The sequence below is a fragment of the Trebonia sp. genome (assembly GCF_049794275.1).
In the GTDB taxonomy this organism is placed as follows: domain Bacteria; phylum Actinomycetota; class Actinomycetes; order Streptosporangiales; family Streptosporangiaceae; genus Trebonia.
On sequence record NZ_JBARCR010000524.1, the window covers coordinates 1 to 5,300 of the forward strand.

Annotated in this window: 8 protein-coding genes; 4 read left to right on the plus strand and 4 right to left on the minus strand. The window is 70.5% G+C overall.

Annotated elements, in window-relative coordinates; all coding sequences use genetic code 11:
• The coding region (locus WA805_RS14450) for a helix-turn-helix domain-containing protein (protein WP_425242573.1) at nucleotides 1-328 on the plus strand (328 nt) is incomplete at its 5' end.
• Here WA805_RS14450 and WA805_RS14455 read toward each other — a convergent pair.
• Together WA805_RS14455 and WA805_RS14460 are read right to left on the minus strand one after the other, a co-directional pair.
• On the minus strand, nucleotides 305-697 hold the full coding sequence (locus WA805_RS14455) for a response regulator (protein ID WP_422282119.1): 393 nt from the start codon (nucleotides 695-697) through the stop codon (nucleotides 305-307). The genes WA805_RS14450 and WA805_RS14455 overlap by 24 nt on opposite strands.
• Nucleotides 698-767: 70 nt before the next feature.
• Nucleotides 768-1,448: a response regulator gene (locus WA805_RS14460; protein ID WP_422282121.1), complete on the minus strand. Its 681-nt coding sequence runs from the start codon at nucleotides 1,446-1,448 to the stop codon at nucleotides 768-770.
• Between the two features lie 83 nt (nucleotides 1,449-1,531).
• Between WA805_RS14460 and WA805_RS14465 the strand changes: the two genes are divergently transcribed.
• Both WA805_RS14465 and WA805_RS14470 read left to right on the plus strand, forming a co-directional pair.
• On the plus strand, nucleotides 1,532-2,572 hold the full coding sequence (locus tag WA805_RS14465) for a cyclic nucleotide-binding domain-containing protein (RefSeq protein WP_425242574.1): 1,041 nt from the start codon (nucleotides 1,532-1,534) through the stop codon (nucleotides 2,570-2,572).
• Between the two features lie 89 nt (nucleotides 2,573-2,661).
• Entirely contained in the window at nucleotides 2,662-3,420 is a 759-nt protein-coding gene (locus WA805_RS14470) for an MBL fold metallo-hydrolase (protein ID WP_425239273.1), read from the plus strand.
• A gap of 15 nt (nucleotides 3,421-3,435) precedes the next feature.
• Here WA805_RS14470 and WA805_RS14475 read toward each other — a convergent pair whose 3' ends face one another.
• A complete protein-coding gene (locus tag WA805_RS14475) occupies nucleotides 3,436-4,020 on the minus strand; it encodes an ArsR/SmtB family transcription factor (protein ID WP_424560146.1) in 585 nt (194 codons plus the stop codon).
• Nucleotides 4,021-4,101: 81 nt separating this feature from the next.
• Between WA805_RS14475 and WA805_RS14480 the strand changes: the two genes are divergently transcribed.
• On the plus strand, nucleotides 4,102-4,692 hold the full coding sequence (locus WA805_RS14480; protein WP_422340075.1) for a dienelactone hydrolase family protein: 591 nt from the start codon (nucleotides 4,102-4,104) through the stop codon (nucleotides 4,690-4,692).
• A 12-nt stretch (nucleotides 4,693-4,704) separates the two neighbouring features.
• Here the strand turns inward: WA805_RS14480 and WA805_RS14485 are convergent.
• Nucleotides 4,705-5,300, minus strand: a 596-nt coding sequence (locus WA805_RS14485) for a VOC family protein (protein ID WP_425242575.1), incomplete at its 5' end; no start/stop codon positions are given.

A 5,300-nucleotide genomic window follows, 5' to 3' on the forward strand; every position in this document is an offset into this window, starting at 1 on the left:
GGTCAGGAACGAGCCGACACCGCCGGAGGCGCCGACGATCAGCACGGTCCTGCCCTCCAGCGGCGCCAGCGATTCACCGCGCTGCCCGCGGGCGGCCACCGCGGCGAATCCGGCGGGCCTGACCAGACGCGAGGCTGAGGTGCTGCAGCTGGTAGCGGCCGGGCTCAGCAACACCGACATCGCCGCACGGCTGGTCGTCTCCGACCGGACCGTCGACAACCACGTGTCGGCGATCTTCCGCAAGCTAGGCGCCCGCACCCGCGGCGAAGCCAGCGCGCGGGCAGTACGGCTGGGCCTGGCCGGGTCAGCGGGAGACGAAGTGGCCTGACGTTCGCGTTTCCCACAGTTCGCGGATCGTGTCGGCGGCCAGGTGCTCCTTGCTCACGTAGGCGATCGCGCCGCTCGCGGCGGCCTCGGCCGGCAGGTCCTTGGGGTCGTGCGTCGAGCAGAGGATCACCGCGACGTCCGGGTGCCCGGCCACGATGCGGCGGGTGGCCTCGATGCCGTTCATGTCCGGCATGTTGATGTCCATCAGGATCAGCGACGGGTGCAGCGTGTCGGCCAGCTCGATCGCCTGGGGGCCGCTCGACGCCTCCCCGGCGAACTCGAATCCGTCGAGCCTGCGCAGCACAGCGCGGGCGGCCAGGCGAAAAGGCGCCTGGTCGTCTACAACGAGCACGGACCGGGGATCGCTCACGAGTTAAGCTTCGCATCAAGATCAAATGTTGCCCAGGGTGTTGCCCACCTGACGGGGGGTGTGGCCAGCATCACGGTCCGTTCGCCCCCTGGTGGCTGAGGAAGACGAGCACCGCCTTCACCCGCCGGTTCACGTCCTTTTCCTCGGATAGCCCCAGCTTGGCGAAGATCGAGTTGGTGTGCTTCTCCACGGCTCGTTCCGTGACGTACAGCGCGGCGGCGATCGCCGAGTTGCTCTTGCCCTGCGCCATCTCCCCGAGGATCTGCGACTCGCGGGCGGTCAGCAGCGACAGCCCGGATGAGTGCTCGGCAGCGCGCGCCTTGACCAGCTCGTCGACCACCGTGGGGTCGATCACCGACCCGCCGGAAGCGACCGTGCGGATGGCCCTGGCCAGCTCGTCGACGCTGGCGACCCGCTCCTTGAGCAGGTACGCCCGGCCGGCCGAGCCGTGCTCGAGAAGCGCGACCGCGTACTTCGGCGCGACGTACTGGCTGAGCACCACCACGCCGGTCTGCGGGTAGTGCTCGCGGACCCAGCTGGCGGCCTTGATGCCCTCGTCGGTGCCGGTCGGCGGCATCCGGATGTCCGTGACCACCACGTCGGGGGCCTGCTCGGCGACGAGCGCGAGCAGTTGCGGCAGGTCGGAGGCGACCCCGACAAGCTCGAAGTCGTTGTTGGCGGCGACAAGGCGCGACATGCCCTCCCGCAGGAGCACGTTGTCCTCGGCTAGCGCCACTCTGACCGTGTTCATACGGAATACGGTAGTGGTAGGTACACCAGAAAGCGCGCGGAAGCACCCTCGCTGGTGAAGCGGGTACGGCATAACGTCGGAGTATGCGATATGAAAGCAGTGTCACCTCGCTCTCCTGGATCCCCTCTGAGGCGGTCACCGGCTCCATGAAGGCCGCGTTCGAGAGCGGGCTCGCGCATTACGACAACCCGCCGCCCGACGAGCTCACCCCGTCTGGCGAGCAGAGCCTCGCCGCACTGCAGGAGGCCGACAAGTTCCGGTTCGCGAACGTGCTCAAGGCGTGGATCGAGACCGACGGGGCGGGCCGGATCACCGACGCCGGCTACGCGCCCGACAGCGGCGTCCGCATCGGCGCCACCACGGTGGGCGTTGGCCCGGTCCGCCGCACGTTCCAGGCCGTCACGTTCCCCGAGATCCGCAAGGCGCCGGAGTCCGGCGACGGCCAGGTCACGTTCACCCAGACGTGCGGCGGCAAGACCGGAGTGCCGGCGCCGCGCCGGGTCGCGCACCCGCCGTACGTGCAGTGGCAGGCGCCGACCGTGTGGTCGACGCTGAACCTCACCCTGCACGCCGACGGACGCGCGGAGCTCGACGTCCAGGGCGCGAGCGTGTTCCCGCGGCACTGGATTTACGACGACGGGGGCAAGCTGGCCCGCAAGTCCGGGCTGACGGACTTCAGCGAGTGGTACCGCAAGTCGTTCGGCAAGCACACGCCGTGGGGCGACGAGGACTCCCCCGCGCTGGTCGTGGCCGTCGAGACGGCACTCGAACGCCAGCTTTCCGTGCAGCTGATGCACGGCGCCGCCAAGCCGCGGATCGAGAACTTCCCGGCCGGCGCGACCCTGGTTCAGCAGGGGCAGCCAGGGACCGACGTCTACCTGGTCCTGGACGGCATCGTCAGGATCGAGCGCAACGGCGAACCGCTCGCGGAGTACGGGCCTGGCGCGATGCTCGGCGAGCGGGCCGGCCTGGAGGCGGGCACCCGCACGGCGAGCGTGGTCACCGTGACGCGATGCAAGGTCGCGTCGGTCGACGGCGCGCAGTTCGAGCAGGCCGCCCTGCAGGAACTGTCCGGCGGGCACCGCCGGGAAGAGACGGGCACTCAGCCCAGCGGCCAGGCCTGACCGGAGTGCTTATCACCTTTTGCGGAGTCCGCGGATCCACGCCGGCCACCGGCGCGCGGTTCGCCCGATACGGCGGAGACACGTCCTGCGTGGCGGTGTCGCACTCAGCCGGCTCGCCGCCGGTGCTGTTGCTCGACGCGGGAACCGGCCTGGCCAATGTCACCGGGCTGCTCGGCGGCGAGCCGTTCACCGGCACGATGCTGCTCACCCACCTGCACTGGGACCACTCCCTCGGGCTGCCCTTCTTCCTGGGCGGCGACCGGGATGACGCGCGGGTCACCCTGCTGCTGCCCGACCAGGAGGACGGCACCGGCGCGGAGGAGCTGCTGGCGCAGGTGATGTCACCCCCGTTCTTCCCGATCCCGCCGGCCGGGCTGCGCGGCGACTGGCGGTTCGGGTCGATCTCGCCCGGCCAGTTCAAGGCCGAGGGGTTCACCGTCGAGGCGCGGGAGATCCCGCACAAGGGCGGCAGGACGTTCGGTTACCGGGTGAGCGACGGGCGCTGCGTGCTGGCCTACATCACCGACCACTGCCCGACCGCGTACGGTCCCGGCCCTGACGGGCTCGGCGAATACCACCCCGACGCGATGGCCCTCGCCGACGGCGCCGACCTGCTCGTGCACGACGCACAGCTGCTCGCCGAGGAACTGCCCGCCGAGGCGGCGTTCGGCCACGCGGCGGCGGAGTACGCCGTGCGCCTCGCGGTGCTGGCCGGCGCGCGGCGGCTGGCGCTGTTCCACCACAAGCCCTCCCGCACCGACGCCGAGCTAGACGAGATCGCCCGCCGGTTCGAGACCGCGGAAATCCCGGTGACCGTCGCGTCGCAGGGCGCCACCATGGAGCTGTGACCCCTGGGAGCGCGGTTAGCCGGCCGGCTCGAAGACGGCGTCGGGGAGGGTGGGGGCGTCGGTGGGATACAGGCCGGCCACGAAGCCGTACACCTGATCGCCGGAGCGCGGAATCTGGGCGAACTGGCGGGCGAGCTCCTGGACCTCGGCCCAGAAGTTCCGCACCTCGCCGATCGGGATGCGGGCGTGCACCAGCGTGCACCGCACGTCGTCCGCTGCGTGGGCCGCGGCGGACTCGGCGGCGGCCTCCGCGATCCCGTTGATGGCGGCCACGACCTGCTTATCCTCGGCGCGGGTGAGCGCGCCGATGTAGAGGGTGCGGGCGACCCGCCCGTAGTAGCGCTCCTCGATCGCGCGCACCCGCCGGGTACGGACGACACGGAGCAGGCCCTCGTCGACGAGCAGGTTCACGTGATAGGCGACGGTGCTCTTGGGGCGGCCGACCGCCCGCGCCATCTCGGTGACCGTGGCGGCCCGCTCGAGGAGCAGTTCCAGGATTATGCCGCGCAGCGGATCGGCCAGCGCGCGCAGCTGCCTTGGCGCGGTGACCACGACCATATCCTCGAGGTCGTAATCCGGGATCCGCTCATTGACCGTCATGTAGGCACCATACTAGGGTTATGGAACATACCAAGTTTATGGACCATTCGATTACTGCCGTCTAGTCATAGGAGCGTAGCCATGGCCGAGGTCGTCTTGTTCCACCACGTGCAGGGGCTCACCGACGGCATCCGCGCGTTCGCCGAAGAGCTGGGCACCGGCGGGCACACCGTGCACACGCCGGACCTGTTCGACGGCGAGCGGCCGGCCACGATCGACGACGGCATCGCGTTCGCCGACGGCATCGGGTTCAAGGCGCTGAGCGAGCGCGTCGACCGGGCCGTAGCCGGCCTGCCCGGCGGCCTGGTGTACGGGGGCTTCTCCATGGGTTCCGCCCAGGCGCAGCGGCTCGCCCAGACCCGGCCGGGCGCGCGCGGCGCGCTGCTGTACGAGGGCTGCATCCCGCTCACCGGCGACTGGGCCTTCGGCCCGTGGCCCGACGGCGTCGCCGTGCAGATCCACGGCATGGACAAGGACCCGCTCTTCGCGCTGGAAGGCGACCTCGACGCCGCCCGTGAGCTGGTCGAGACGGTCGGCCCCGAGCTGGGTCAGTTGTTCCTCTACCCGGGCGACCGGCACTTGTTCGAAGACAGCTCGCTGCCGTCCTACGACCCGGACGCGGCGGCGCAGGTGCTGCGGCACTCCAGGGAGTTCCTCGACCGGCTGGGGTAACGCTGGGTCCGGCTACTCGGTGAACGCGCAGAACTCGTTGCCTTCTGGGTCGGCCAGGACGTACCAGCCGATGTCGTCGTCCGGCTCGCGGAGGACGACGGCGCCGGCCGAGGCGAGCGGCGCCACGGCGGGCACCGTGACGTCCCAGTGGATGCGGTTCTTGACGGTTTTCTGTTCGGGCACCGGGACGAAGTCCATCGAGCGGATCGGCATGTCAGGGATGCCCTCGAGCGAGAACCAGCCGTTATTCATCGCGGCGGCGTCCACCCCGTAGACGCTCGCCCACCAGCGCGCCTGCGCCTCCGGGTCCGCGCAGTCCACCACCAGGGCGTGCAGCCGCTCGTCCCGGGGCTCGGCGCGCAGGAACGCGCAGAACTCGCCGCCTTCCGGGTCGGCCATCACCGTCCATTTGCGCTGGCCGGTCTGCGGCTCGAGGACGGTCGCGCCCAGCGCTTGCAGGTCCGCCAGGTCCCGCGCGTAGACGTCCAGGTGCACCCGGTTCTTGACGGTCCTGGGCTCGGGTACCTTGCTGACCCAGATCGCGTGCCGCTTGGTCGGCCCGGTCAGCAGCCCCTCGCCGTTGTCCCTGACATGCCAGGTGAGACCCA